This is a genomic window from Klebsiella sp. SWET4 (assembly GCF_024296565.1).
Classification (GTDB): Bacteria; Pseudomonadota; Gammaproteobacteria; order Enterobacterales; family Enterobacteriaceae; genus Klebsiella; species Klebsiella variicola.
Window position 1 is genome coordinate 1 of the sequence record NZ_JANCOB010000018.1, and the last position, 25,862, is coordinate 25,862.

A 25,862-nucleotide genomic window follows, 5' to 3' on the forward strand; every position below is an offset into this window, starting at 1 on the left:
TGGTCCCAGGCAGCATTCCGGTACTGACGGTAAAGGTGGGACCGTGGTCCCAGGCAGCATTCCGGCGCTGACCGGGAAGTTGGGACCGTGGTCCCAGGCAGCATTCCGGGGCTGACCGGGAAGTTGGGACCGTGGTCCCAGAGGCAGCATTCCGGCGCTGACGGTAAAGGTGAGACCGTGGTCCCAGACTGACAGGATGAAGGCCAGTTCTGATTTACTGGCCTGAGAAAAAAACTAAAGAGATGGGGTAAAATACAGGAAACAGGCAGAAGGATAAGGCGTGTCCATTTCAGGACTTAGGCTCTTCAAGCGCCTTGAGAATGGCTTCGATCTTCTCAATGCATTCCGCAGGAAGCCGGGACCTGTCAAGGTTCAGGACCACTTTATCGCCTCTGTATAATGCTGTTGCCCCCGGAGCAAACTGATGACGTGAGCTCAGATTCACTCTTGATGCAGGAGACTTTTTTAGTACCGATGTTAAAAGACTTATGACCTCTTCTGCTTCAAAGATTACACCCGCTTTCTTCTGATCGTGGAGAGTTGCGGCCTGCTGCTTCAGTAATTCTTCTTTATCTGCAAAAGCTTTCTGAAGGGCTTCACCTGAGCGGGCAGACAGTTCACCAGGATGAGAGAAAAGGGCAACAACGGATTTCGGGAGTCTGGCCGTATTGATACAGCGAGTAATTATCTTACGAGAGATGTTTTCCGCATCGGCAAGTGCAGAAATATTTCCGGCAAACTCATTCTGGAGACGGTTTGCATAACGCTGACCACGCTCATAAGCACTCGTAGGGCGATAATCGTTGCCCAGTCTGGACAATGCCGACATCTGCTCATCGTCCAGTTCACCGACCAGAATACGATAATCACTTTCTGTCAGGATAGCGGCCTTGCGTCGACGGCTGCCATCTGCAACTTCAATGATATCGGAAACCCGACGGCCAAAAGCCGGAGTCTGCTGACCGGTCAGTAAAAATGAAGGAATGAGATCGTCCAAGGCATCTTCGGTCAGTAGTTCCTGATCGCGCTCGTTACCTGACCATACCCGGGAAGCGGTTTCAACAATATCTCCCCGGAGCACCTCCAGGGTAAACTTCACTTCCCGACCACACACCGGTAACGTAATTGCATTGCCACGAGCCATAGCCCCTACACGAGCAATTAACGAATCCACCATCGGTGCAGCTGGCGCTGACGTGTCTTCAGCTGCCTGAGTATTTGCTGTATGTCTTGGAATGACAGGTGCACGCTTCATTATCTAATCTCCCAGCGTGGTTTAATCAGACGATCAAATATTTCATTACAAACAGGTTCCCAGATTGAAAGGGCATTTCGCCATGCACCGGTCGAAGAACGTTGATCAATAGCCTGTTCGAAAACGGTTCTCATGCGGATCTGGCCTTTACCAACTTCATCGGTTTCACGTACCACATTTTTCAGAACCATGCTTCCCCATGCATCGCGAATTTGTTCTTCCATCCACGGTGACTGCGAACCATTGTTATTACTGTATTTGGTAAGCAGAATACGGACATCCGGCTCAAAGCCTTTAAGATCCACATTCCTGAGCAGATCACGAAGCATATCGAAAAACTGCAGTGCAGAAGTGTAATCGAACAGCTCTGCCGGGGTGGGAACAATCAGCACATCAGCAGCGCATACGACATTGATCGTGCCAATACCGAGGTTCGGTGCGCTGTCGATAACAATCACGTCATAGTCATGAGCAACCGTTTCAATGGCAAGGCGGAGCATCAGGTGCGGGTCAGTGGGCAGTTTTCCTTCATCAAATTTGCCCATTAGCTCAGTTTCAATGCGATGCAATGCCAGGCAGGACGGAATGATATCAAGGCCAGGCCAGCAGGTGGGTTTTATCGCATAACTGGCGTCATCCTTTTCACCAAGATAAAAGGGCAGGAGAGTATCTTCCGCGTGTATATGAAGATCGGGCACCCATCCGTGATACATCGAAGCTGTGCCCTGAGGATCATTACCCTCGACAAGCAGAACGCGTAATCCTTTCAGGGCCAGGTCCTGAGCCAGGTGAACAGAAACGGAGGTTTTGTAAACCCCCCCTTTATGAGCGGCAACCCCGATCACCGGTGGGAAAGCATCTTCTGCACGCCGCAGTCGGGTACCGAACACGTCCCGCATATGATTGATTTGTTCGATAGTATAACCAACACGCTGTTCAACTCTGCCACGGGTTTCCATATCCGGGTGGGGTAACCGGCCGGCTTTCTCTGCATCCCTGATTGCCTGAGAAGAAACGCCAACCAGATCCGCCGCTTCACCTATTCTCCAGCGGCGTGTGATCTTCCTGGCTTCCGGACTGTCGTCATTAAACTGCGCAATGGCAATAGCCTTCGTCATCTCATGTCCAGCAGAAATGCACTGGTTAAGTGTGTCCATCAGTCCCATTCTGAGCATCCTTTAATCATCGCTTTGCATTATTTTATTAAATCTTGGAATTTTTTGCAAAGCAACAATAAAATCGCAAAGTCATCTAAAAATTGCAAAGCTGACGGTAATGAAGGCAGTAAACCAGAGAAAAGGGAGTAAATCACATACCGCAGTCAATATTTCTCACTGCCGCTCGCCGCAGTAAGCGATCTCACGTAGTGAGAACGCGGCGAGGAAGCGGAAAAGTACAGAGGCTGCACAAAGCACGAACGCTACGATGCCGGCGGCTTCTCCGGATCAGTCTCTATTCATGAAATTGACTGTAATATGTAAAAAATTGACTATGGTATGAAGCTAAAAAGCTGAAGGCTGGTTAACAGCAGAAGAAGATTCTACATATCGCAATCAAGATTTAATGTTGAATCAGGGAGCGTTACACATATGGCATTCTGGTTATCCTTGTAGGCCCCTGAAAGTAGTGTGGAAGACAGGCCGGGGATGAGCGTTATTCATTGCTTCGATCCAGTAATTGATCCCAAAGAGATCATATTGAGATCCTAAAGAGATCCCCGGATCGCTGCAGCAGGCGCAGTGACTGGCCTGAACGTCATACTGGATCGACTGTGGAATGTAAAATGTTGACTGATGTATGCAAAATCTAATACTGTGATATGCAACGGTATTTACTGAGGTATGTATATCCGTTGACTGCGATACGTATAACGACATTCTTTTGTGGATAACCGTTGAGGATCAAGATGACGAGCGAAAATAACAGCTTACCTCTCAATCTTCAGGAAGTGGACAAGACAACCGGCGAAGTTGTTAAGCTGGATGTCAACAGTACCAGTACTGTGCAGCCGGTAGCGCTCATGAGGCTCGGTCTCTTCGTTCCAACCCTGAAATCAACCTCCAGGAGTAAGGCAAACCGGAAAAACGTCACAGATGCCACTGAGGAGCTTGTACAGCTGTCCATTGCTAAAAGCGAAGGGTACACCGACGTTAAGATCACCGGTTCGCGTCTTGATATGGACACGGATTTTAAAGTGTGGCTCGGGATCATTCGCTCCATGTCAGAGTATGGGGTAAAAAGTGACACCCTGGAACTGTCGTTCGTTGAATTCGTTAAGATGTGTGGATTTGACTCCCGGCGCTCAAACAAGAAAATGCGCGATCGCATCAGTAATTCCCTGTTTAAACTCGCCTCGGTTACCCTGAAATTCCAGAGCGAGACCAAAGGATGGACCACCCATCTGGTGCAGTCAGCCTATTATGACATCAACGAGGATATCGTGGAGATCAAGGCTGAACCCAAGCTCTTTGAGCTTTACCACATGGACAGGCGGGTACTGCTTCGGCTGAAAGCGATTGACGCCCTGCAGCGGAAGGAATCGGCCCAGGCACTGTATACCTACATCGAGAGCCTTCCCCAGAACCCCGCGCCTATCTCCATGAAACGTATGCGGGACAGGCTGAATCTCACCTCAAATGTCTATACGCAGAACCACACGGTCCGAAAGGCGATGGAGCAGCTGCGGGATATCGGCTATCTGGATTACACCGAGTTTAAACGTGGCCGGGCGACTTACTTCAGTGTGCATTATCGCAATCCCAAACTCATCAGTGGGACGGTGAAGGTACCGCGCAGGGAGGAAGAGGAGCAGGCGCCGGAGCAGAATTATGACGAAGTCATTAAGGCACTGAAGGCTGCAGGCATCGATCCTCAGAAACTTGCTGAAGCGCTCTCGGCGATGAAGCCGGAAAATTGACTGCGATACGCATTACCATGACTGCCGTATGCATAAGCGATTAGTTATTGACTGTGATATGCATCACGCATACCACAGTCAATATTCGCTCTCTTTCCTGCATGTGAATAACGGACAATATTGACTGAAGTATGTTATTTCTGGCCAGAATATGCTGATATTGACTGCGGTATGTAAGTTTGACTGGGATGTTACCCGGCCAGCTGAGTACTCTCCATATGACTGCATCCCACAGTCAATATTTGAGTACATCCCCGGTCCGCACTGAATGAAACTGCTCAGCAAAGCATTGATCCCCGTATTGCCGCTAAAACCAGTCCTCCGAAGTTCGCTAATCCTGTCGTACCCGCGGTCCGCCTGCAATCGTAAAGAGAAAGCCCATGGCTGTCAGAACCGCCCCGGGACGCAGTCACTGACTATATGTTCGTACTGAATAACGACCAGGCTTGCCGGGTTTGAAAGGCCTGTCTCGTAACCTGCCCGCTCACGACTCCTGCTGATATCCGGATCACAGTAAGTTTTATTGTCTGCGGTATGAAGATGTCAGTTGATCACCTGAAGACCGGGCCTGCTTAATGCGGATGATGTCATGGTGCGATATGAAGGTGAGGGGGGACTGGATGCGGTATTAGCCCAGACCCGAACAGAAATGATGTCCGGGTCATACCGGATAAGCGTCACGCTTCTGCGTCCGGCACGTTGAGCCTCACCCGGGAGCGGAGCGAGTCCTTTCACGTAGCGGCAAAAGCTCCGGCCGCCTGCCCGACAATCTCAGCCGGCGGGTGGCAGGGAACGAAGGATCTCCGCGGCATCTCGACCGTCACCGGTAAAGGGAACGGCCAGGGTGGCTGCCATGTCCAGCGCAAATACCCGGGTATAGACTTCCATCGAGCGCGGATCCTTATGCCCGGCCAGTGCCTGGATGACCTTCCTGGGCTGCCGGTGATAAAGCATGTGCATGATATAGCTGTGCCGGAAAGTATGTGGAGTCACGGGGATCGAAAAATGCACGCCGTCAGCTTCAGCCCGCTTCACCGCCTGTTTCAGCCAGTTGCGCATTGTCTCATCCGTGACCGGCCATAACGGCTCCCGCCGGCGGGGGCGGGTGGTGACCATCCAGCTTTCCATCTGACGCACAAAACTGGCATCCGTCAGCGGTACCAGACGCACTTCATCTTTTGGCGGCCGGCCACGACGTGCCCGCACTTTTTCCGACAGCACCCGAACAAAAGGGCGCAGACCATCCAGGTCGAACGATTCCGGGGTGAGCGTCCGGGATTCGCCGATACGGATCCCGGTATTCCACATGGTGGCGAACAGCATATGGTGACGCTGGTCCGGCATGTACCAGAGGAGGGCGCTCACTTCCGGCGCCAGGAGGTAAGCTGGCGTGGCACCTGTTGAGGTGGCCATCCGCCGGAGTGCCACCGCGGTCGCAAAATCAACGCCCGGGGCGATCGGCAGCAGGGAGACGCGTTCTGGTGAATTCTGCAGGGGAATGATGCTGTTCATGAGTTATTTTTCACGTAGCGCACGCACTGTTTATGGATACAGGTATTTTGCACCTGACGGGCCGATCCTGCCATGACAATAAATCGCAGCGCGCGGATCCTTTTGTTGTCTTATTCCGCATTATTGCGGGAAAAACCAAATGCGTAAAGGATCCTTTTTCTGCTCAGATCCTCCATGAAGCCAGTCATGACGCGGGCTGAGGGCTGTTTTACGGTTTTTGGGAGAAATGGGGTAATGCCAAGGCAAACAGCTATGTTGAAAGTGGATAAAATGAGGGCGAGGAATGGCTAACTTCCAGATGCGATCGAGGAATAGCTTTAATAGGTTCCGTCTGTGCTTGAGATTGGTGGATATAGCTTATAGTATAGAAACAATCAGAATATAACCACAAGTTAAATATTAATATTGTAGATTACTATACAGTTAAACGGTCCGGTATCTAAATGAGATAATTAAAATGGAGCAATCTTCAGTAGGATTAATAAAATTAGCAACGCCATTTTTTCAAATAATAGTAACAGTAATACTAATTCCTCTTATAAAAAAAGGATATGAATCGCGGAGAACATTTTTTTCTCTTCCTCTTCAAAAAAAATGGATGCTATAGCCTGTTTAAAAAATCACCGACCGTTAGATAATAAATTGGAAAAGGCTAAACATAAGATCATAATGGGTGTGGTAATGCTGCCAACTTACTGATTTAGTGTATGATCGTGTTTTTGAGGTGCTCCCGTGGCTTCCATCTCCATCAGTTGTCCCTCCTGCTCAGCTACTGAAGGCGTGGTGCGTAACGGTAAAAGTACTGCCGGACATCAGCGCTATCTCTGCTCTCACTGCCGTAAAACATGGCAGCTACAGTTCACTTACACCGCCTCTCAGCCCGGTACACACCAGAAAATTATTGATATGGCCATGAATGGCGTCGGATGTCGCGCCAGTGCACGCATTATGGGCGTTGGCCTCAACACGATTTTACGACACTTAAAAAACTCAGGCCGCAGTCGGTAAAATCACGCATACAACCGGGCAGTGACGTCATTGTTTGCGCGGAAATGGACGAACAGTGGGGTTACGTCGGCGCTAAATCACGCCAGCGCTGGTTGTTTTGCGCGTATGACAGGATACGGAGGACGGTTGTGGCGCACGTATTCGGTGAACGCACTCTGGCCACACTGGAGCGTCTTCTGAACCTGCTGTCGGCCTTTGAGGTCGTGGTATGGATGACGGATGACTGGCCGCTGTATGAATCACGCCTGAAGGGAAAGCTGCACGTTACCAGCAAGCGATATACGCAGCGCATTGAGCGGCATAACCTGAATCTGAGGCAGCATCTGGCAAGGCTGGGCAGGAAGTCACTGTCGTTCTCAAAATCGGTGGAGCTGCATGACAAAGTAATCGGGCATTATCTGAACATAAAACACTATCAGTAAGTTGGAGTCATTACCGTAAAATGCTACAGCTAACTCATTCAGAAATGAGAGTTTAAGAAAACATTACTCGAGAATTAAAATAAAAACATCAAAATTATTCCGGCCCCTTTTAAATAAAAAGGGGCCAGCTTATCACATCGACTTCAAACTTATTATTCGATTGGAAACATTTGATTTTAAGCAATGCTTCTTAGTGAAGCTTACATGTTTTGAGTTAACCTTAGAACATCCATTAATTAGATCTGAAACCATTAAAACAAATGCATATGGTAAAGGAAAGAAATCAGCAGGAAGTCTAAGGTTGTTTAGGCTACTGAATTGCAGATGGGATTTTTCATGCGTAGTAACGCCATTATCATAATCAAACCTGACTTGTGAAGTATTAGCAGGGAAATATTTTTTTATTTCTAAAAGTTCAATCCAATTCTCTAAATGATTGTAAAGATCTTCATTGTACTCAAAAGCAAGTTCGGCTGCCTCATTAAGTTCCTCTAAAGAGTTTTTAGAATCAATTGGAGAAGGATAGAAAGCCAGTTTTGCTTTTTTTAAATCGTTAGTTTTTATATCGAAATCATAGAAAAACTGAAAAAAACTACCATCCTTCAATAATAAGGAGTATTGACTTGCATCAATTACACATTGATATTCAATAGGGTAATAAACCTCATTGTAAATCCCAGGTTTCCTATTCGTCCAGCTTATTACCCTATCTCTTTCCTTTAATTCAATCAATTTTTGTTGAGTAACCGGCCTCAAAAAATCCTCAACATGGTTAAGGCTCTGCAAAACTAGTGAGAAATTCAATTTCGATTCCCCCCATTGCTATTTAACTGCTCTTGTAGCAATCGTCTTAACTCTTCATTATTATTTACTAAATCCAAAACTTTTTGCATCTCATTAATCTCAGAGTCAGACTTGTGCAAATAACTTTTCCGAGCCTTCACATCTTCTGGATCTGGACAGATGAAGTTAAATGTTGGGAAGTCATTTTTAATTCCTGATATTTCATTCACAAGCATTTGCATTTTTTCACCATACCCAACAATATAGCACCATCCTCTTGTTCGAGTGACTGCAACGAAAAACGCATTCCTCATCCTTAATGAGAAGTCATTAACAACTAGTTGTCCATTTAATACAAAAACAATGTTAGCTTCGTTACCTTTAGCCCTGAAAGGAGTTGTAATTGTAACAAATCCCTTTGGTTTGAAAACATCTGCACTTTCCACATACCCTGGAATTACGGAGTGAATGCCATAAGTATTCAAAATAAATTGTATACGGAGCATTTCATTCTTGTTACTTGAGGAGTTTAAATTAATTATAACAATCTCCTCTGGTGAAACATTTTCATCATTAATTAATCGGCTTATATTACTGGCAATATATTCATACTGACTATCTCCATCAACCTCTACCTTTGTCTGGATAAGATTAAGTGCTCTCTTACCCTGTTCCGTCATGATCCCTTCAAGTAAATTTAAACTATTCTCATTAGGTCGTTCTATTTTAACATTATTACCTTTCGCAATAATGTTTGTTTTAGGATCTATAACTTTATAACCAATAGCTTTCCACTCATTATGATTATAAAACATCTCATTAGGCTTGTTAGTATAAAGTCCCAACGCCACGCCGTGAGCTGTCATGAGAGCAGGACGGGGAGTCCTGTAACAATTTGATAAAACGATATCCTTTTTAATATCTCCCGGATAAAGTCCTTCCAATACATCATCACTCATATTTGGCTCACCATTTTTTGCCAAACCAAAAAGTTCAGAAGGCCCTTTAATTTGAGTGTCTTTCAGTGACTGAAATTCATCATAAGCCCAAACAATTCTCTTCTCGTGAGGTTTTCCTTTAGCTAATTTAAAAACAACTTCAAAAAGTTCTTTGGGAAAATCCTGTGCTTCATCTATTAAAATAAGATCATATTCAGGCTTTATATCATTGCCAATTTTTTTTAGGAGATCGGCATAAATGCTGGCTAAAGCATCGTGAGTTCCACGTACATCTCCTAAGGTAAGCGCAGTTAAACCATATTGTTTGCAAATATGTGAGTATAATCCTGGTTTCTGCCTCCCACCCCAAGCATGAAATACATTTAAGTTAGATTCAAAATCTGGTGCTTTTTTTGCTTCTAAAGTATAGTATCTAGCAATAGAGTTCTGAACATTCTGATATAAGCTTTGAGTGTTAAATAAATATAAGATCTTATAGTTTGGGAATTTTTTATGAGTAATAGCTGCTTTCAAAGACAGTACTATTGTTTTACCTGTCCCGGCCAAGCCACGAATCCTTTGAGGACCTGGAGTCAATTGCATTGAAGCAATACGCTGAGAGTGATCTTGATTAAATGTGATATTCAGAGATTTTTGTATATAGTCATTTACGGTATTAAGAGGTGGATCTTCTTCAAGGATTTTTTTATTCTCATAAATGAAAGTACCCTCTAATAATGAGAAAATCCTCCCTAAAGTTTTAGAGTCACAATTAAATCCTTTCTCTAAACTATCTAACCAACCATCAATATCTGCATATTCAATAGGCGTGCTTTCATAGTCAGCATATTCTTGATAGAAAGTATTTATTTCATTATTGGTATTTTTACAAAAAACAACCACGCTAGATATGGGAACTGTACAGGTTTTCTTTCTTCTATTATAGAATATTGCATCATTTTTTAACCTGCTTTTAACCTCTTCCTCATACAATTCGACAATAAAGTTCCTTGCTGCACTTGAATTTCCATTTTCATAGTGCCAAACTTCATTCCCTTGAACCTCACCCGCGCCAGAAACTTTATATTCAATTATATCAATTAAAACAATGCCATGCTCCTTAGTGACAATGATGAAGTCTGGAACATCGGAATCTGACGCTCGCCCTAAGGTTGCAAGCTTATAACCTATATAACCCTCACATTGATTAAATTTATTTTTTATCAGTTCTGCGACTTGTAAATGGAAAGGTTTATTTTCAAGAGCCAAAGAACCTGCTAGAAAATCAAAAGAACCACTCATAGCACCCTCTTATATCAGCATTGATTTTATATTATTATAACATGCAAAAACAACGTTTAAAATTTTTATTTTTTATAATTATTTGAGATGTGAGTTAATTCTCTCTATCACATTGCAAATAATAAATAAATCATGATGGACTTGAATAAGCCAAAGTTTAAAATAACGAAAAAAAATATAAAACCTTCATTGAGTTTTCAGAAATGCACAGCGCCTAGTTTTTAGAGATTTAGCTAACTATTATTCTCCTTTGTACGAAGCCTAATATAGAGATTCAATTTAACACTTAATTCTACAAATTGTGAGATGAGTTGTCGGGTTACTAGTTATAGATAAGTGGTAAAATGATGCATGGTAACAATAGAGTGGTAAAAAGAGCTCATATGCTGCATAATCCCCTATAATATTAAGGTATACCTAATGTTATAGGGGATTATGCAGGCCCGCTTGGAAAACGGAAAACATCTTACGTTAAGCCTGTTTTTGCGCAGGCATGAGGAGCCGCTGTGAGCGAGGAGCAGAAGTTCACAATAACTCTCAGCACTGATGAGAGCTTGACGATCATCACTCTGCATTCTTCGAATAGGTGCATGTCATCATGAAAGTTTGACTAAGTTTATGCGAAATAGAGCCGATAACTAATCTGCAAAAAACATTATCAATTATGTAAGTAGGGAATAATTTATGAATCAGGAAGTACAGAATCAGTATGCTTTGAATTGGACGCAAGAATCTGCTCTGCTTGACGAGCATAATATTTATGAACAACTTGCAAAATCATTGCCGAGTGGGAATGTTTTAGAATTTGGATGTGGGTCAGGTAGGGGAACAGCACAAATGATCAAAGCAGATCATGCTGTGCTTTCTCTTGATAACAACCTCGCTCTAATTGAAGAAGCCAGTCGTTTTTTAAATGAATTAGGGCTCGAAGCTAATATAATAAACTCCGATTTTTTTACGCTTTCGAAGGAAAATCTGGATACGATTAATGAATTTAAGCCAACAATACTGACAGGTTGGTTCATAGGAGCGAGTCCAGATGTAATGGTATCCCGCACTCCGGAACAGCCACTCCTTCTTGAAAAGGGAAAACTTTACAGAGAAAAAATTGAAGATATTCTGGTCTCAAGTGATGTATGCCTTGCTTCCGTTGAGTGTATTCAATTGGTGAATCGTTCATATATGTCCATATCAGCAAAAAGTAAGGACATCTTTCAAAGCCAAAAAGAGGATTACGATACACATGTTTTCAGTTGCGCGGGTTTTGAGGTGGTCACCGTTGAAATTATGGACTGGCCACGTGATGAAAGCGAATTTGCTTATGGTGCTGCCCATAACCCTAATTTTATTGGGGGAGAAGCCAAGCCCGTGATTATTTCAATTACGGCTAAACGTATCGCCAATTAAATTATAATAATGAGTAACGCTCACATCTTGCATCCAGCAGTTCTCGAAGTTGGCAGCTATGAGAAATAAAATAACTTTTTTTTTAAAAAAAATTTTCAGGGATTTTATTTAAAATTCTATTAAAAAAACCAGCCAAACGAAGATTCGTGCGGCTGGATTCTGTAAACTATTCTATTTATCTACGAGTTATAGGATGAAATTCTATCGGTGTAGTAGGCTCGAAACTCATTGCATAACCATAACAAACATCTACCCACTGGTGATTGTTATAAAAAGCTAAAACAATAGATTTTACTGTTTGGTATCCAATGGAGAATTCATCCTCTAAAGCATTCTCAAACTCATACCAGTTTATTTTTTCACCTTTCTCTAACTTTTCGTCGAAAGTTTGAAATATATCATGCGCTTTATTTATTTGTTTACTATCCCAGCCAAGCGACAAGATTAATGATTGAACAGGATAACGGTCATAATCTATGCATTCAGACAATATTGTTATCTGATATTCAAGCTTTTTAATTTTCTCAAAAATCTCTTCAATATTCATGATTTACCTTCCAGTGCAAATATTCGTGAACTAGATTGTGAAATTGCATCTTGTACTAAACTCTGTAGTTCATGGGAATCTTTTGGATCAATTTTTTTATTGAGAAACGCTAGTTCATAACTATTTAGCTTGTTCTGTGCATTCGTAAGTAATGTTCGAATGTCTTTGTCAGGTCCATTATTGTCTATAGCATTTAATGCGAAATCAAACTGGGATCTTATATTATGGATGAGAACGCTAACTCTAAGTCCTCTTTGTATATTTGAGTAATCTGAAGGAAGCATTCTTATATCATCCTGAGATCTTTTTAGACGTTCTGTTGTGCCTGATAAATTAATCTTTCTTATGTCGAATTTTATCTGCTCTTTATAATTTTTTGCTTTCCTCACTTGGGAGATGGTTATTGCTGTTGAAACAATGGTTACTATAGTTCCCACTAAAGTAACAATATTATCTAATGTCAAATTAAGTCTCCGCTAAAAATAATTTAGTTTTCTTTTAACTCAATTTATTCTATTACCCAATAGCAGTCTACAATATTTAATCTTTTTTATATTAAAATTCAACTATTTTTTGATAATTTTATCAGAGCAACTATGAAATCGCTTGATATCGAGGGTCTGCTATTGGCACAAAGCGGACACAGGTAGAAAAGTAACTCATGAACGAGCATCAGCGTCTTCCATTATCGCTTTCACTCTTAGAATGGTCTGCCGAGTGATGTTGAACTCGCGGGCAATCGCGCTGATACTCCCCCCCTTCATTCAAACGCAGTAACACTGCTCTCTTCTGTTCATCAGCCAGGACCGGCGGGCGACCCAAACGCTTACCGGATGCCTTTGCCCGTGCAATGCCAGCATGTGTACGCTCAAGCAGCAGGTCCCGTTCAAATTCAGCGACCGCAGAGATAACCTGCATTGTCATCTTACCTGCCGGGCTGGTTAGGTCTACCCCTCCCAGTGCCAGGCAGTGTACACGTATTTCTGACTCAGAAAGTAGCTCAACGGTTTTTCTTATATCCATGGCGTTACGTCCGAGTCGATCCAGCTTCGTTACGATTAGAACGTCACCATTTTCCATTCTGTCAAGCAAACGCATAAATCCAGGACGCTCAGCTGCAGCAGCAGAACCGCTGATGCACTCTTCTATCAGCCGCTGCGGTCTGATGATAAAACCAGCAACTTCGATCTCCCAACTCTGGTTTTCAGTATTCTGTTCAAGGGTCGATACCCTGCAGTAGGCAAAAACTCGTGACATAGCGTTACTTTTCGTACGAAATGGATGTACTCATTATAAGAGGTGTACGTAACAAAAAAACATTAACTTTCGGACACAGGCTATATGGGGTGTCCGAAAGTGGTCGTTTCCGTACATTATGCTAAAACAGCCCTCAGAAAAATGAAAATATATTTAAGACCGGCTTTTTGCTCGAAAGAATTCCCTATATTCGCATGGGTGATCAAACTGATCCCGTGATCGTGATCAACGGTGGGCAAGGTTTTGTACGCAAACACAGCTTTGACCGGATGCTCCGAGACGCAAAGCGTGTCGCACGTATGTTGCCGCCAACACAGGGCTTCATTCTGATTGGCTACGATCAGCAGCCCGAAGCAAAGGCGACGATTGAAACGATTGTGACAGACTATGAGCGCGCCATCAGAGACATGAAGGTCTCGGCGTTTTCGCTCATAGGGATATCCTATGGCGGATTGCTGGCGACAAAGCTTGCGGCAGCGCGTGAAGGGTGGGTTAAGAAGCTGATTCTGGTGGCGAGCGCTCACAAGTTCAGCGAGAGCGGCGAAAACAGGATAAATCGACAAATCCAGTTCGCCCAACAGGAGCAGTACTACGAGCTGATTAATGACTTTGCGGCAATATTCCGCAATCCCCTGCTGAATTTGTTACTGAAGATAAAGCTCTGGGTAGACTGCAACAAACTTACAGAAAAAATGAACTCCGGTGACGTTATTGTGCGATATCTTCAATTGATAATGCAGGCTGAGCCAGTCGATCTGACCTCGATCACAGCAAGGACATTGATTATCGGAGGGGAACTGGATCAGTTTTTTGGCGACGGCATGATGGAAGCTGCCCGAAATAGTATACCAGACGCCAAGCTACATGTTCTTGAAGGACAAACTCACATGGCTCCGGTTGAATGTAGCCGACAGTTACGGAGATTCCTGACGGAATTTCTCGATTGAGTCTAATCTCGCATGGGTGATGCTTCCAATTAGTAGAACATCTGTTTTTCAATAAACGTCCCGATGACTTTTTCGTGGATCTCTACTGAACGCGAGAAGCAGATTGTTTTACGAGCCAAATACACGTTTCTCACCGGCTCCCATGGTGTGCTCAGTATAGGAGATACCATTTTTGGTAAATTTATAGAATGTGTAGCCCTTTTGGGTAGTACAGACCATCAAATCGGAGTAATTAGCCTCAAGAATCCGACACATAGAATCAAGTATTTTTTGTTTGAGGTGTGCAGGGCCGAAATCATGGCTAACGTACTTTGCATGTCGGGACGCAGCGAGATCATCAGATAAAGTGCCGAGTGTCTGAAGTCCCAAGTATAGGGATTCCTTGACCGGTCGACGTGCATAAACTGGCTGCCAGCGGGCGACTTTAGAATAAAGCTGTGTGAAGGTGTCATCCGGTGCTGGCGTAGGCTAGAACATTATTCTATTTCCCTGATTATTCAGGGTTCCTGCATAAAAATGGGCAGTAAAACCACTGTCACGCCAGTTGTTATCCTCATGAGGAGTAAAAAAATCAGAGAATCGGTTATTTTCTTTCGAAGTAACAGTACGGGGTTTGTAACAGCAGGCAAGGGCGTGGATGATCGTTGACTTCCCAGAGCCATTCATCCCCATAATAGCTGTAACTTTCTTATCTGCAGGAAAGTTGATGGTACAGTTTGATATCCCTTTCAGGCTCTGAATCTGAATTTCCTTCAAGCGTAATTGTGCTGGAATGTTTTGCCTGGCAGCCATTCTGAACGGTTCCTTCATATGTTAAAAGTCGGATTAATCTCAGGTACATTACCTCAATTCAGGCAATAAGTCTGGCATCTAAAACTGATATTTCGACATGGAGGAACTGCCAGATCTGGCTTAGCCAGAAATCGGATCTGCGCGGCGGGAAACGCGCAAAGGATATGATAATCAAACCACATAAATAAGATCATACTGAATGTGATATTTTAATTATTAGTAAGAAATCATACATGATATGATTTTTAATCTAACCGGACATGTTCAGACGGAGCGAGCAGGATGGATGAGAAAGAAGTGAATTTTTCACTCAGCTATGAGCAGCTGACCCGGATAGCGGAAGAGCGTATCCGTGAATGCAATCTGGACAGCCAGGGCGCGATTTACATCAGCGAGTCAGCCAAGGCCGGTGCCGTGCTGAGCTATTGGTATGAACTGGCCATAAATGGCTATGCCTCAGTGAATGCCATAAAGAGACAAGAGCTCATAGACGCCGATCACCTGCGCCTCAGACAACTCATCTGGCCGGAGGCGGACAAGCAATGACTCAGGCGCGCCGACCATCGCCGCTGCAGCGGCGGGTGCTGATTGTGCTGGCCGCCCTCAATGCGAAACGTCCGGGGCCGGTGGCGACGCGGGATATCGAGCGGGTGCTGGAGCAGGGCGGGGATGCCCCGGTGTACGGGCCGAACCTGCGCGCCTCCTGCCGGCGCATGGAAGCCGCGGGCTGGCTGCGCACCCTGCGCGCCCCGAACCTGCAGCTGGCCGTCGAGCTGACGGAGGCCGGTCGCGGCATTGCAGAACCGCTCTTCCAGGCAGAACGCGAGGCTGAAACGGCACGACAACGACTGACAGACGTCCGGCGTCTGCCGTTACGCCAGACGGCTGCCGGTGACGCGGTGGAGCTGCAGCTGGGTGACGGTCATTACTCCCTGCGGGAAGCGGCCTACGTGATCCGTCTGGACGGTACCACCTGCCTGCAGCTGACGGATGCCGGCGGCATACGCCGGATAAAAGAGGGCGATCCCCTTCAGGTGGCCAGCTGGTATCAGACCTGTTTTGATGCAGGCCTGCCGGTCACCGTCCAGGTGAATGAGAGCCGGGACTGATCGCCACCACACAAGGAATATGAGCATAAAATGAAAGTCACTGAACCCGGGCTGAATAAGCTGATCGATAACCTGAACACCCTGATTTGCGAGGACAGCCTGCTCACGCGCCAGGAGCGTGAAACGCTGGTACTGGCCGTCGCCGCTATCGGCGCCATGAAAGCGCGCGTCGGCTTGAAAAAAGGCGATGCGCCGACCGTTGCCAGACGGGAAAAAAGGGAGAAAAAAGACCGCCAGCCTGATCCGCGTTTTCCGCGAGCCGGTCATCCCTGGCAGGAAGACGAAAAAACCTTACTGAGTGATGCGCTCGATTCGGTACCGGACGAAGAGATTGGCAAGCATCTGTTCTGGCTTTCCGAGAAACTGGGCAGAACGCCTTTCAGTGTTGCTTTCCAGATCGCGGCAATCAGGGAGCTGCAGGACGGCTGGGAGGAGCAGTTCAGGGAGATTTCGGATAACATTCGCTTGTCCGGTCTGAGCATCAGTGATTATCTTACACAGAACGGCACGGGCCATAACGCCTGAAAGAAATTTGCGTTATTTGTAAAATTAAATACCAGGGAAGCCTCAGGATATAAAAAACTAATGACGAAACAGGAATGGATTTTACGACTACGGCGCTGTACATCGAAGGAAACCCTGGAAAGGGTTATAGAAAAAAATAAATATTCTCTATCAGATGATGAGCTTGAGCATTTCAATGCCGCGGTTGATCACCGGCTGGCGGAGATGACGATGGGAAAGTTGTATGACCGGGTACCGTCAGGTGTCTGGAAATTTGTGAAATAGAACAGGTGAATTTATGAGTTACGGCTGGCTCTTCGAAAATCCGGATGATGACATTTCGGGTGATAATCATATCAGTCTGGAACACCTCCCTCCGGAGCTAAAACAGGTTGCTATCCAGATAGTACAGAATCAGATTGATCGTGATAGTGCGGAGAAAAAACTGGCAGAATTAATCCAGCAACTCGAGTTTGATATCACCGCAGCCGAACTGTCAGCGTATCTTTTTAAACCGGGCCATGCCTGACGGCTTACCCGGTACCATTAATACAACGTGAATCTGAAACTGATATCTCCGGAGGGGAGCATCATGACGGGAACAGGAATTAACACGGTACGTATCGGCGGTGAAGTGAAGCATATCACCGGGCTCGATGCGCTAACACTCATGCATGAATGGTCCCGGCTGATAAAAGAGAATGCTCACCTGTATGACTATAACCGTCAGGTTAACCGGGGCTGGCGCGGCTTTGTCCTGCGCCTGATGGGTATCCATTTGCCTGATAACGACCGTGTTCGTCTTCAGGGCATTAATGCCAGAAAAGACTCCATCTATCCAGAATGAAGCCACGCCTGCAGCGATAATGAGCTGACTATAGCAGAAGAATAGCGAACATTTTGCATTAAGTATATGATATTTAACATAAAACGCATTAAGCGTAGTTGCGGTGTAGGGGCTCAATGATAATGTCTATTTGTGGCTCATTAGGAATGTCCAGGCTATAGTTCTCTGACCTGTATGCCTAGTCAACAACTCGCTTTTCCTGATGAGGAGTTTTCTGTGGCTATACATGACAGCGGGATGTTCACCGTGAAAGAAATCAACCGCCTCAAAATCCTTCAGGATGTCATCGACCGCAACCTGCGTCCTGGTCAGGCAGCCGAAATGTTCGCGGTAGCGCAACAAAGATGAATATTTGAATCAGATAGTTCATATTAAACGGAAATAGGTTACTTCCTCTAAACGTATCAGAGTAACAAAGGCTGAAAATGGCAAAGCTTGAAGAATTAAAAAACATTTATCCCGGTGCACTGGCATGGAAATTTGGCGACAGCCCAGAACTTGCTGACGAACTCGTACAACTGGTTTTGAGTGGGAGAAAAACAGCGACATGCTCTTCGATAGCATCTTTTCACCATGAACATGAACGAGGCGAAGCTCCCTGCGTTGGAAGTTATAATATCATTCTTAACGGAGCCGGGCAGCCAATGTGCGTGATCAGAACTCTCAGGATGCAAGTTATCCGCTTCAATGAAATGACGAGTGAACTTGCCAGTAAGGAAGGTGAAGGTGATTTAAGTCTGGAGTATTGGAATGAAGGTCATAAGCGTTATTTTGAGCGTGAAGGCACTTATTCTGAAGAAATGGAACTTATATTTGAGGAATTTGAACTTACAGAGATTTTGTAACTGTCAGCTACTGGCACTAAGCGGACTTTTCAACATCAGGACATTTCTAACGAGCCAGTGATTAGACATTTTCACTGAGCTTTGACATACAGTGTAACTGCAAAGTTGTGATGCTCGCACTTCCTCTGGGTTAAGTTAAGATGTGCGTCAGGTAGATTCACCATCAGTGGTGAATACGCCGCCAGGGCGGCGTTTAGTTTTGTAACACTTACATCCTGTCTCATCCACTCCCGGGCGGCTTCCGGTACCAGTACTGAAGTGCCAATGTCTAAAAATTAATCATATTATACGTTTCCGTACAGTAATATTCATGGTGATGAGCTTTGTTTCTGCATCACTGCATTATGACTAATTAACTGATTATAAATATAATTTTAAACTTTATATAAAAATTAGTTGAAACATTAAAAAAATTAACGTTACCATTTAGTACAGTTCGAAGCGATGCAAGGAATTAGCATGCCTTACCTGTTACTAACACCACCGGCCCTGATTTGGCGAAGGAATGATGTCTTCAGCCAGCTTCTTTTTCAGGGTGCGGACCAGGTTCTTATGAAAGAAGCGAGTTGGGCTTCAAATGTGGTAATGCTGTATCAACGGCAGATCTGCAATGTTAAGTCGCCGTTGCTCCGCCAACTGCTGATTTCCTCGCTACAAGTACAGTCCCACTCTGTTGATTTACAGCCGATTTTTGCTCCAGGCAATACAATTTATATGGCTGCGATCTCCCTCATAGTTCTTATTATCAATCGTCTCATCTCCCTTATGCGGCCATCGCTGCGTTACAACCGGGAAATGCAATCACGTACTGTACGTGAATTGCTATACCTCTCTCATCGCAACCTGAGTCGGGGCTCGTTGCTAAACCGATTTAGCTTTCAAGAGATATCGATAATGAAATCGGCAATGGTTCTGGCAGTGTATTGCTCTCTGTTGCGGAATATTCTGCTTACCGGTTCGCAACGCTGTCATTTACTGAGCTGGCTTTTTATTTTAAATGGAATCGGTGCTTGTTCATTCGCAAAAACTCAGCGGCCTGTTGATAAATAATAATTTCATGTTTCAACTAATACCAACGGAATAGTTTATTATGTACAGGATATACTTATATCTTATTCTCGCCGCATCGGTTTCCGCACTGGCTACAGATATGATCGTTCCAGCGCTTCCCCTGTTACAAAAAGCGTTTAATACCGATTATTCATCTATTCAGTTAACCATTAGTGGTTTTCTGGTGATATACGCGGCCAGTCAGTTACTGTCAGGATTTCTTGGCGAAAAGCTGGGTAAATTACGAATACTTACGGCCAGCTTTTTGCTCTTCCTGGCGGGAAGTATCATCTGTTTTATGTCCGACAGCTTAGTGATGTTGTTGGCCGGCAGGGCATTACAGGCTCTGGGTGCCGGCGCCGGGCCGGTTCTGTCCAAAGCCATCGCCAAAGAGACGTTTTCCCCGTTAACACTCAAGCGTGCGCTTTCCGATATTTCTTCCGCCAGTGCAGTCGTCCCTCTCATTGCGCCGCTGGCTGGCGCCGCAATCCTCGGCTATCTGAGCTGGAACACGATATTCCTTGTCATGGCCCTGTTCAGCGTCGTCACCCTTCTGCTCTCTCCGCGTCGCCTCGAGCATCATGACGTGGCCACAGTATCCTCTTCGTCCGGTTTTATCACCCCGGCATTTATTCAGGGAACGCTGCTGGTTTCGCTGATCCTGAGTTCGCTGTTTTGCTATATCTCACTGTCGCCGGCCATCTTTATGCAGCAGCTTGGGCTAAGCACCATACACTACTCGCTGCTGTTCTCTGCTTCCGTATTATTTTTTATTATTGGTAATCAGCTCGCAAAATTCGAGCGAATCATTAATCCGTGGTTTTTGTTTGGCATTAATGCACTGTCGGTCTTGCCATTTATTATCGGTAGCCACTCGCTGCTATTGTGCATCGCCGGATCGATGATTTTCAATCTCACCCTTGGCGCCTATTACCCGAGCGCGAACTTCATCGCCCTGCAAATCAAAGGCAAAAAAACAGGTATTGCGGCGTCCGTCACCGGATTTATTCAAACAGTGAGTGCCGGTGCCATCAGCTATTTCGCTGTAAAACTGACGGATACCGGTATGGGTTTTGACAGAACCCTCGGCATGAGCACGTTAACACTGGCAATTTTATCTCTTCTGGTAGTCACTACAATGAAGGTAACACAATGGAAAACTGGCAAAAAAGGAAAATAGACAGGTCATTAAAATATCAGACCAGGGTATTTTCCGAGCATATTAACGAACTGGTCGCAGTAAAAAGAGAGGGTAAGGTCATTACCCTCGACGATGGCAGAAAAATGGTGGAATTTGTCTCTTGCTCTTACCTTGGGCTGGAGACACATCCGGCGCTGAAAAAAGCGGTTGTCGATGCCATTGAACGTTTTGGTGTGCAGGTTTCTGTCGCCAGAACGCGGGTTAAAGTCGATCTCTTTCCGCAGCTGGAAGCGCGTCTGAACGACATCATGCACGGGGCTCATACCCTCACGTTCAACGCAGTGACTCCCTGCCACATCGCGGTGCTGCCGCTGCTGGCATCCGGGACGCTGCCGCATTTTACGTTCAGTAAAAAACCGTACTTTATTATGGAGAAGACCGCGCACGCGACGTTGCAGATCAACCGCGGACTCTTACAGCAGTTTGGCGAAGTCGTCAGAATTGATTTCCAGGACAAGGCGCGGATTGAAGAGGCTTTTCGCTATGCGGCCAGCCAGGGACTGACACCGATCTCGGTATCAGACAGCGTAGGCTCAATGGGTGGTGTCGCCCCTGTTGCACATATCGTCCGCCTGGCGCATCAGTATGACGGCTTCGCCTATATTGACGATGCACACGGCACCTCTATCTACGGAGATTACGGTTCGGGATATGTCATGTCATGCCTCAACCATCAGCTTGACGAGCGTATTATTATCGCCGGGTCGCTGTCCAAAGCTTTTGGCTCACACGGCGGATTTATCGCCTGTCGGGAAGCAGAGACCATCAACTTTATCAAAACCTACGGTACAACCTACGCCTTTGGTGGACCTCCGTCATTACCGGGGATTGCCGCCTGCGTCGCCGCAGCCGATCTCCACCTGGACGGCACCGTCACAGCCCGTCAGGAGAAGCTACAGAACGTCATTCGTTATTTTGACGAAGTGTTCGGCGGGACCGAGATAGTTAACCGGGGCACAACAATGCCGATTCGGGGGATCATGATAGGTAACGAAGACCTCGCCATTACGATGTGCAAAAAACTGCACGATCGCGGCTTCGCCACGACAGTGGCGATGTATCCAACCGTTGAGGAAGGACACGCCATTCTGCGTTGCGCATTGTCTGCGCTTCATGAGAGCGGCCAAATCGACGACTTCCATAAAAACTTCAGTGAATCACTGGCTGAAGCCACAAAATAAATAGCTACTGCCGGCCTGCTTCGTCAGGCCGCTTACGGACATTCGCTCATATGAAAGGAACAAATTTCCCGCTACGGGGAACGTCTCTTATGGTGGCGACCATTATCGGTGGAGGCATGTTCGCGTTGCCGGTTGCTTTCGTCAACGTGTGGTTTATAAAGGGCCTTCTGGTCCTGTCGGTAACAGGCATATTGATGCTGATTACAGGGTTGATCCTCGTCGACATTACGATGCGCTTTCCTCCTGGCGCCAGTTTTCATACCTTCACCCATGCCCTGCTCGGACCCGCTGCCAGCGTAATCATCGGCGTGGCTTTCTGTTTCGTACTTTATTTACTGACCTACGCGTACATATCAGGCGCAGCATCGATAGTGTGGGATCTCCTTCCTCCCGATATTGCTGGCCGCAGCTGGCTGCCGATCATTTTGCTGTCGCTGACGACCTCGCTGATTCTGTGGGCCGGCGGCAAATTGCCCGGTTTTCTCCTCTCCGGCCTTATCGCCGCCAAATTCACCCTTTTTCTCCTGCTGTTCGCCGGTGCCGCAGGAGGCGTAAAAGCACTCAGATTACTCGACTTCGCCGGCAGCACGCCGCTCCAGTATTACCTGCCGATCGTACCGGTCTGCGTTATCGCTTTTGGATTTCATGGCAGCGTCCCCTCTCTGACAAGAATGTACCGGGGGGATAATCATCGTGCGGTCCTCCGCTCTCTCTATTACGGTTTCGCCGTTTCATTAACTGTCTACGCCTTCTGGCTGACGCTCACGATGGGCGCGCTCACGCCTCAGGCTATCCGGCATGTCAGCGATGAAGGCGGGAATATGGGCGCCTTTATCACGGCCCTCAATATCCACAGGACCGCCTCAGCTACCAGTCTGATACTGGTCGCCTTTGGGTGTATTGCCGTTTTAGCTTCACTGATGTCGGCTTCAATCGGCTTAAGTGATTATCTTGAAGATACACTGAACAAAATTAACTGTCAGTGCTCACGCCCGCTCGCAATATTTCTGACTTATTTCCCTCCTGCACTGGCCTGTATTATTGCTCCGCAAGGTTTTTTGTCTGCCTTGTCCTTTGCAGGGATATCACTGGTATTATGGAGTATTATACTCCCCCCTTATTTACTCATCAAAGCCAGGCGTTCCACTCTGCCTCCGGTATATAACTTTCCGGGAAACAATTCCTTCCTGAAAATAATTATTGTTACCGGAGTCATACTCTGGCTATTGATGATTTACGCTTTTCTTTAATAACAATCCGTCTCATTCACAACTGACTTTGCAAGGAAATTATTATGTCTTTTGTTACGCTACGTACCGGGGTGGCTGTCGCGCTGTCATCTTTGATAATAAGTCTGGCCTGCCCGGCTGTCAGTGCTGCACCATCCTTGAATCAGGATATTCACGTTCAAAAGGAAAGTGAATATCCTGCATGGTGGAAAGAAGCTGTTTTTTATCAGATCTATCCTCGCTCATTTAAAGACACCAATGATGATGGCATTGGCGATATTCGCGGTATTATTGAAAAGCTGGACTATCTGAAATCGCTCGGTATTGACGCTATCTGGATCAATCCCCATTACGACTCTCCGAACACCGATAACGGCTATGATATCAGTAATTACCGTCAGATAATGAAAGAGTATGGCACAATGGAGGATTTTGATAATCTTGTTGCCGAAATGAAAAAACGAAATATGCGCTTAATGATCGACGTGGTCATTAACCATACCAGTGATCAACACCCGTGGTTTATTCAAAGTAAAAGCGATAAAAATAGTCCTTATCGTAACTATTATTTCTGGCGTGACGGAAAAGATAATCAGCCACCTAATAATTACCCCTCATTTTTCGGCGGTTCGGCATGGCAAAAAGACGTGAAGTCGGGACAGTACTATTTACACTATTTTGCCAGGCAGCAGCCTGATCTCAACTGGGATAACCCGAAAGTACGCGAGGATCTTTACGCAATGCTCCGCTTCTGGCTGGATAAAGGCGTATCAGGCATGCGATTTGATACGGTGGCAACCTACTCAAAAATTCCCGGATTTCCCAATCTGACACCTGAACAACAGAAAAATTTTGCTCAGCAATACACCATGGGCCCTAATATTCATCGATACATTCAGGAAATGAACCGGGAGGTACTGTCCCGGTATGATGTGGCCACCGCGGGTGAAATTTTTGGCGTCCCGCTGGATCGTTCTTCCCAGTTTTTTGATCGGCGCCGGCATGAGCTGAATATGGCGTTTATGTTTGACCTCATTCGTCTCGATCGTGACAGCAATGAGCGCTGGCGTCACAAGCCGTGGTCGCTCTCTCAGTTCCGCCAGATCATCAGCAAAATGGATGTCACGGTCGGAAAGTATGGCTGGAACACGTTTTTCCTGGATAACCATGACAACCCCCGCGCTGTATCCCATTTCGGGGATGACAGGCCGCAATGGCGGGAAGCTTCGGCTAAGGCACTGGCGACGATCACCCTCACCCAGCGGGCAACGCCGTTTATTTTTCAGGGCTCAGAGCTGGGAATGACTAATTATCCCTTCAGACAACTCAACGAATTTGACGACCTCGAGGTCAAAGGTTTCTGGCAGGATTATGTCCAGAGTGGAAAAGTCACGGCCACCGAGTTTCTCGATAACGTGCGTCTGACGAGCCGCGATAACAGCAGAACACCTTTCCAGTGGGATGACAGCCTGAATGCCGGTTTTACTCACGGAAAGCCGTGGTTTCACATCAACCCAAACTATGTGGAGATCAACGCCGTACGTGAAGAAGCCCGCGAAGATTCAGTGCTGAATTATTATAAAAAAATGATTCAGCTACGCCATCATATCCCGGCTCTGGTATATGGCGCCTATCAGGACCTTAACCCACAGGACAATACCGTTTATGCCTATACGCGAACGCTGGGTAACGAGCGTTATCTGGTCGTGGTGAACTTTAAGGAGTACCCGGTTCGCTATACTCTCCCGGCTAATGATGCGATCGGAGAAGTGGTCATTGAAACTCAGCACCAGGCGACCGCGCCACAGGGTACATCCCTGTCATTGAGTCCCTGGCAGGCAGGTGTATATAAACTGCAGTAATCACCTGGCAGGTAACATGACCAGACACAGGGGCAGTAGCGTTCCCCAGGTCTTTAGCACAACCATAATCAGTGTCGGTACGTCGGCCTACCGGGACGGCTATAACGGTAAACCATAAAATCATATCATATGTGAGATTATTGATAATAAGACGTTCATCACCTGCAGATGACCCTTCGAAAAATCATCATTAAATATGACAGGAGCGCAGTATGGCCAGCACAGAGAAGATATTTACCCTCTCCTATGACGAACTGCTTGAGCACACCAAAAAAGTGGTCACCGATTTCAGGCATCTCAGCACGCCGCCGGACATCCTGGATATCTGGAGCAACAATGGAGTCATCGTGCTCTGGCATTCATTTGTCGAGGCTATGGGGGTGCCCGGGAAGGACTATCTCAGTGACTTAAGACAACTCAAAAGTCTGGGCGGTCTGAACTTCTACGATCAGGACTCCACAGACTGATAAACGACGTCTCTCGGCGCCGCTGCAATGGCGGTGCCAATGACCACATGATCACGCATTGAATCAAAACCATCTGCCGGGCATAGAGCAGGCTGAGGCGTTCCGTGACGAGCTGCACCACCGTAAAGGCTTCCGTTATCTAAATCCTGGTCCCTTAAATCTCTCACACACAGCAGCAGACAGACTGCCTGTGTCATATTTATTCGTACAGTCGCTCTGATCTTTAACAAACAGAACAAAAGTCGTCATAATCAGAGATACAATCAGGCCCGGTATTACTGCCTTAAAAGCATCCTTAATTTTCCTCTCTTTTTTGTAACCCATAATGCAAAAGAAAAATAGGGGGAATGAAAACAGCGCAAAATCCATTATATTAAACAAACCGATTATCATTACCGGCAACGCAAGAATGGGACCAAAGATGAATGCAATAATGATTGTGACGATATACCCATTCATAAATCACTCCTTAATTAAATG

At 45.9% G+C, this 25,862-nt stretch carries 27 protein-coding genes and 2 pseudogenes; 18 read left to right on the forward strand and 11 right to left on the reverse strand.

Annotated elements, in window-relative coordinates:
• Positions 1 to 289: 289 nt before the first annotated feature.
• Positions 290 to 1,255 (reverse strand): ParB/RepB/Spo0J family plasmid partition protein, encoded by a 966-nt coding sequence (locus NKJ21_RS25475; protein WP_254733275.1) that lies wholly within the window; start codon positions 1,253 to 1,255, stop codon positions 290 to 292.
• Complete coding sequence (sopA, locus tag NKJ21_RS25480; RefSeq protein ID WP_000523813.1) at positions 1,255 to 2,421, reverse strand: plasmid-partitioning protein SopA; 1,167 nt, start codon at positions 2,419 to 2,421, stop codon at positions 1,255 to 1,257. Before sopA ends, NKJ21_RS25475 begins: the two co-directional genes overlap by 1 nt.
• A gap of 740 nt (positions 2,422 to 3,161) precedes the next feature.
• Here sopA and NKJ21_RS25485 point away from each other — a divergent pair.
• The gene (locus NKJ21_RS25485; RefSeq protein ID WP_032740675.1) at positions 3,162 to 4,172 is read left to right on the forward strand and encodes a RepB family plasmid replication initiator protein; all 1,011 of its coding nucleotides are present in this window, start codon (positions 3,162 to 3,164) and stop codon (positions 4,170 to 4,172) included.
• Between the two features lie 771 nt (positions 4,173 to 4,943).
• Here NKJ21_RS25485 and NKJ21_RS25490 read toward each other — a convergent pair.
• Positions 4,944 to 5,684 (reverse strand): tyrosine-type recombinase/integrase, encoded by a 741-nt coding sequence (locus NKJ21_RS25490; protein ID WP_032740674.1) that lies wholly within the window; start codon positions 5,682 to 5,684, stop codon positions 4,944 to 4,946.
• A 732-nt stretch (positions 5,685 to 6,416) separates the two neighbouring features.
• Here NKJ21_RS25490 and NKJ21_RS25495 point away from each other — a divergent pair.
• Positions 6,417 to 7,114 (forward strand): IS1 family transposase gene (locus tag NKJ21_RS25495; protein WP_254733276.1). Its coding sequence is split into 2 segments (ribosomal slippage): positions 6,417 to 6,666 and positions 6,666 to 7,114, totalling 699 coding nucleotides; the frame shifts between segments, so codons are not numbered across the junction.
• A gap of 132 nt (positions 7,115 to 7,246) precedes the next feature.
• On the opposite strand, the gene NKJ21_RS25500 is transcribed toward NKJ21_RS25495, so the two are convergent.
• A complete protein-coding gene (locus NKJ21_RS25500) occupies positions 7,247 to 7,918 on the reverse strand; it encodes a DUF2290 domain-containing protein (RefSeq protein ID WP_254733278.1) in 672 nt (223 codons plus the stop codon).
• Positions 7,915 to 10,137 (reverse strand): DEAD/DEAH box helicase, encoded by a 2,223-nt coding sequence (locus NKJ21_RS25505; RefSeq protein ID WP_254733280.1) that lies wholly within the window; start codon positions 10,135 to 10,137, stop codon positions 7,915 to 7,917. The genes NKJ21_RS25500 and NKJ21_RS25505 overlap by 4 nt, the downstream gene beginning before the upstream one ends.
• 684 nt (positions 10,138 to 10,821) lie before the next feature.
• Here NKJ21_RS25505 and NKJ21_RS25510 point away from each other — a divergent pair.
• Entirely contained in the window at positions 10,822 to 11,544 is a 723-nt protein-coding gene (locus NKJ21_RS25510; RefSeq protein WP_254733282.1) for a class I SAM-dependent methyltransferase, read from the forward strand.
• 175 nt (positions 11,545 to 11,719) lie between these two features.
• On the opposite strand, the gene NKJ21_RS25515 is transcribed toward NKJ21_RS25510, so the two are convergent.
• The 3 genes and pseudogenes from NKJ21_RS25515 to NKJ21_RS25525 all read right to left on the reverse strand — a co-directional run bounded on the left by NKJ21_RS25515 (position 11,720) and on the right by NKJ21_RS25525 (position 13,348).
• The gene (locus NKJ21_RS25515; protein WP_254733284.1) at positions 11,720 to 12,091 is read right to left on the reverse strand and encodes a DUF1878 family protein; all 372 of its coding nucleotides are present in this window, start codon (positions 12,089 to 12,091) and stop codon (positions 11,720 to 11,722) included.
• Positions 12,088 to 12,555 (reverse strand): hypothetical protein, encoded by a 468-nt coding sequence (locus NKJ21_RS25520; RefSeq protein WP_254733286.1) that lies wholly within the window; start codon positions 12,553 to 12,555, stop codon positions 12,088 to 12,090. Before NKJ21_RS25520 ends, NKJ21_RS25515 begins: the two co-directional genes overlap by 4 nt.
• Positions 12,556 to 12,750: 195 nt before the next feature.
• A pseudogene (locus NKJ21_RS25525) lies at positions 12,751 to 13,348 on the reverse strand (recombinase family protein).
• 194 nt (positions 13,349 to 13,542) lie between these two features.
• Here NKJ21_RS25525 and NKJ21_RS25530 point away from each other — a divergent pair.
• Positions 13,543 to 14,295, forward strand: a complete 753-nt coding sequence (locus NKJ21_RS25530; protein WP_254733288.1) for an alpha/beta fold hydrolase — start codon at positions 13,543 to 13,545, stop codon at positions 14,293 to 14,295.
• 29 nt (positions 14,296 to 14,324) lie between these two features.
• On the opposite strand, the pseudogene NKJ21_RS25535 reads toward NKJ21_RS25530, so the two are convergent.
• Positions 14,325 to 14,414 (reverse strand): annotated as a pseudogene (locus NKJ21_RS25535) (IS1 family transposase); the annotation flags it as partial.
• Between the two features lie 349 nt (positions 14,415 to 14,763).
• A complete protein-coding gene (locus tag NKJ21_RS25540; protein ID WP_254733290.1) occupies positions 14,764 to 15,087 on the reverse strand; it encodes an AAA family ATPase in 324 nt (107 codons plus the stop codon).
• A 282-nt stretch (positions 15,088 to 15,369) separates the two neighbouring features.
• Here NKJ21_RS25540 and NKJ21_RS25545 point away from each other — a divergent pair, with 282 nt between their 5' ends.
• The 14 genes from NKJ21_RS25545 to NKJ21_RS25605 all read left to right on the forward strand — a co-directional run bounded on the left by NKJ21_RS25545 (position 15,370) and on the right by NKJ21_RS25605 (position 25,382).
• Positions 15,370 to 15,633, forward strand: coding sequence for a hypothetical protein (locus tag NKJ21_RS25545; protein ID WP_009310051.1), 264 nt, complete (start codon positions 15,370 to 15,372; stop codon positions 15,631 to 15,633).
• Positions 15,630 to 16,196, forward strand: a complete 567-nt coding sequence (locus NKJ21_RS25550) for a hypothetical protein (protein WP_130997661.1) — start codon at positions 15,630 to 15,632, stop codon at positions 16,194 to 16,196. Before NKJ21_RS25545 ends, NKJ21_RS25550 begins: the two co-directional genes overlap by 4 nt.
• A 30-nt stretch (positions 16,197 to 16,226) precedes the next feature.
• On the forward strand, positions 16,227 to 16,721 hold the full coding sequence (locus NKJ21_RS25555) for a hypothetical protein (protein WP_004213594.1): 495 nt from the start codon (positions 16,227 to 16,229) through the stop codon (positions 16,719 to 16,721).
• Between the two features lie 60 nt (positions 16,722 to 16,781).
• Positions 16,782 to 16,985: an HHA domain-containing protein gene (locus NKJ21_RS25560; RefSeq protein WP_012540085.1), complete on the forward strand. Its 204-nt coding sequence runs from the start codon at positions 16,782 to 16,784 to the stop codon at positions 16,983 to 16,985.
• A gap of 13 nt (positions 16,986 to 16,998) precedes the next feature.
• On the forward strand, positions 16,999 to 17,229 hold the full coding sequence (locus tag NKJ21_RS25565) for a hypothetical protein (protein ID WP_086071052.1): 231 nt from the start codon (positions 16,999 to 17,001) through the stop codon (positions 17,227 to 17,229).
• A 63-nt stretch (positions 17,230 to 17,292) separates the two neighbouring features.
• Complete coding sequence (locus NKJ21_RS25570; protein ID WP_086071051.1) at positions 17,293 to 17,547, forward strand: hypothetical protein; 255 nt, start codon at positions 17,293 to 17,295, stop codon at positions 17,545 to 17,547.
• 216 nt (positions 17,548 to 17,763) lie between these two features.
• Entirely contained in the window at positions 17,764 to 17,895 is a 132-nt protein-coding gene (locus NKJ21_RS27715) for a hypothetical protein (protein ID WP_302931845.1), read from the forward strand.
• Positions 17,896 to 17,972: 77 nt separating this feature from the next.
• Entirely contained in the window at positions 17,973 to 18,392 is a 420-nt protein-coding gene (locus tag NKJ21_RS25575; protein ID WP_117046534.1) for an ASCH domain-containing protein, read from the forward strand.
• Between the two features lie 459 nt (positions 18,393 to 18,851).
• Positions 18,852 to 19,442: a hypothetical protein gene (locus NKJ21_RS25580; protein ID WP_254733292.1), complete on the forward strand. Its 591-nt coding sequence runs from the start codon at positions 18,852 to 18,854 to the stop codon at positions 19,440 to 19,442.
• Positions 19,443 to 19,482: 40 nt separating this feature from the next.
• Positions 19,483 to 20,622 (forward strand): MFS transporter, encoded by a 1,140-nt coding sequence (locus NKJ21_RS25585; protein WP_191727038.1) that lies wholly within the window; start codon positions 19,483 to 19,485, stop codon positions 20,620 to 20,622.
• On the forward strand, positions 20,595 to 21,824 hold the full coding sequence (locus NKJ21_RS25590) for an aminotransferase class I/II-fold pyridoxal phosphate-dependent enzyme (protein ID WP_191727036.1): 1,230 nt from the start codon (positions 20,595 to 20,597) through the stop codon (positions 21,822 to 21,824). Before NKJ21_RS25585 ends, NKJ21_RS25590 begins: the two co-directional genes overlap by 28 nt.
• 89 nt (positions 21,825 to 21,913) lie before the next feature.
• On the forward strand, positions 21,914 to 23,074 hold the full coding sequence (locus NKJ21_RS25595) for an aromatic amino acid transport family protein (RefSeq protein WP_254733296.1): 1,161 nt from the start codon (positions 21,914 to 21,916) through the stop codon (positions 23,072 to 23,074).
• Between the two features lie 44 nt (positions 23,075 to 23,118).
• Positions 23,119 to 24,915 carry an alpha-glucosidase gene (locus tag NKJ21_RS25600; RefSeq protein WP_254733298.1) on the forward strand — a complete coding sequence of 599 codons (1,797 nt, stop codon included), beginning with the start codon at positions 23,119 to 23,121 and terminating at the stop codon, positions 24,913 to 24,915.
• Positions 24,916 to 25,127: 212 nt separating this feature from the next.
• Positions 25,128 to 25,382: a hypothetical protein gene (locus NKJ21_RS25605; RefSeq protein ID WP_254733300.1), complete on the forward strand. Its 255-nt coding sequence runs from the start codon at positions 25,128 to 25,130 to the stop codon at positions 25,380 to 25,382.
• A 135-nt stretch (positions 25,383 to 25,517) separates the two neighbouring features.
• Here the strand turns inward: NKJ21_RS25605 and NKJ21_RS25610 are convergent, their stop codons facing one another.
• On the reverse strand, positions 25,518 to 25,841 hold the full coding sequence (locus tag NKJ21_RS25610) for a hypothetical protein (protein WP_191727027.1): 324 nt from the start codon (positions 25,839 to 25,841) through the stop codon (positions 25,518 to 25,520).
• Positions 25,842 to 25,862: the final 21 nt, after the last annotated feature.